1 protein-coding gene is annotated in these 2,114 nt (G+C 65.6%); it reads right to left on the bottom strand.

Going from position 1 to position 2,114, the window contains the following annotated elements:
• Positions 1–2,114 (bottom strand): condensation domain-containing protein (locus BLQ55_RS31040; RefSeq protein WP_143011823.1); only part of this gene is annotated, 2,114 nt, incomplete at both ends.

The raw sequence follows: 2,114 nt of genomic DNA, 5'->3' as shown, positions 1-2,114 counted from the left end.
ATGCCGCTGTCCTGCATCATGTAGGCCAAGCGATCCTGGGGATAAGTCGGGTCCAGCGGCACATAGGCACCGCCGGCCTTGAGGATCGCCAGCAGCCCCACCAGCATGTCGAAACCGCGCTCGGCGGCCAATCCCACCAGCACATCCGGGCCGACGCCGTGGGCGATCAACTGATGGGCGCGGCGGTTGGCCTGGGCATTGAGAGCACCGTAGGTCAGGGTTTGGGCGTTGCAACGCAAGGCGACGGCATCGGGGCGCCAGCGCGCCTGTTCGGCGATGCGCTGATGCAGACACCCCTCGCCCGGGAAACTACGTGGGGCCGGATTCCATTGGCCGATGTGTTGCTGTTGCTCGGCGGTCGTCAGCAGCGGCAATTCACCGATGCGTCGGCGGGGATCGGCGACGATGCCGTGCAGCAGGTTCAGCCAGTGCTCAGCCAGGCGTTGCACAGTGCTGGCGTCGAACAAGTCAGTGGCATAGGTCAACGCCGCACCGAGTTCACCCTCGGCTTCCAGGGTGTCGAGGGTCAGGTCGAACTGGGCGGTCTGGCTTTCCCAGTCCTGGGCCTCGATGACCAGCCCGGGCAGCGCCGGCAGTGCCTGGCGAGCAACGCTCTGGTGGTTGTACAGCACCTGGAACAACGGGCTGTGGCTCAGGTTGCGCTCAGGCCGCAGTGCCTCGACCAGTTGCTCGAACGGCAGGTCCTGATGGGCCTCGGCACCGATGGCCGCCTGTTTGACCTGCGCCAGCAACGCACTGAAACGCTGCTGCGGATCGACCTCGGCCTTGAGCACCTGGGTGTTGACGAAAAAGCCGATCAGCCCTTCGGTCTCCACCCGGTTGCGGTTGGCGATGGGCACGCCGACACGAATGTCCGACTGGCCGCTGTAGCGATGCAGCAAGGCCTGGAACGACGCCAGCAAGACCATGAACAACGTGCTGCCTTCGCGCTGGGCCAGTTGTCGCAGCTGTTGGCCCAGGGCCTGGGGCAGGTCGATAGCCAGGCGTGCGCCGGCAAAGCTCTGCCGGGGCGGGCGCGGCCGGTCGGTGGGCAGCGCCAGCAACGGCTGCTCGCCCCCCAGCACATCGGTCCAGTACGCCAGTTGCCGTTGCCGCTCGCCGGCGTCCATCCACTGACGCTGCCACACCGCGTAATCGGCATACTGGATCGGCAGCTCGGCCAATGTCGGGGCCTCACCCTGGCTGTACGCGGCATAACCCTGGATCAGTTCCTGCACCAGCAATTGCATCGACCAGCCATCGGAGACGATGTGGTGTTGGGTCAGCACCAGCACATGCTCGTCGGCCGCCACCCGCAGCAGGCCGACCCGCAGCAGCGGACCGTTTTGCAGGTCGAATGGCTGGGCGATCTGCTGGCGGACGAAGGCCTGGATCTGTTCATTGTCGCCGTCGAGAACCTGCGCAAACACCACCGGGCTCATCTGCTCGTGAATGACTTGGAACGCTTGCTCATCGACCTGGACGAAGGTAGTGCGCAGGCTCTCGTGGCGCTGCACCAGGGCGGCGAAACTCCGTTGCAAGGCCTGCAGGTCCAGGGCGCCCTGAATTCGCAGCGCCGCCGGAATGTGGTACGCCGCACTGTGGGGCTCCATCTGCCAGAGGAACCACTGGCGTTGCTGGGCGTAAGACAGTGGCAATTGCGCCGGGTCCCGGGCAAGACGCGGGATGCTCGCCGGCCGCGCCACGTCGCTGTCCACCAGCGCGGCCACACAGGCCTCAAGGCTGGCGTTCTCGAACAACTGGCGCAGTTGCAGGTTCAGGCCGAGGGCCTGGCGAATGCGCGAGACCATCTGTGTCGCCAGCAGCGAATGGCCGCCCAGTTCGAAGAAGTTATCGCGCAAGCCGACCCGCTCCACCTTGAGCACGTCCTGCCAGATCGCTGCGATCTGTTGTTCCAGTTCACTTCGCGGTGCCACGTAGTCCTGCTGGACCTGGCTGGCGTCGGCGGTGGGCAAGGCCTTGCGGTCGAGCTTGCCGTTGGCGGTCAGTGGCCATTGTTCGAGGAACAGCAAGTGCGTCGGCACCATGTAGTCCGGCAGGTCGGCCTTGAGCTGGGCCTTGATCTGCTCGCGCAGGCCGGCAGAGTCTTCGGT

It is taken from the genome of Pseudomonas sp. NFACC13-1, assembly GCF_900104425.1.
In the GTDB taxonomy this organism is placed as follows: Bacteria; Pseudomonadota; Gammaproteobacteria; order Pseudomonadales; family Pseudomonadaceae; genus Aquipseudomonas; species Aquipseudomonas fluorescens_AA.
Note: the sequence above shows the minus strand (reverse complement) of the source record. Positions and strands in the feature narration are given on the sequence as shown.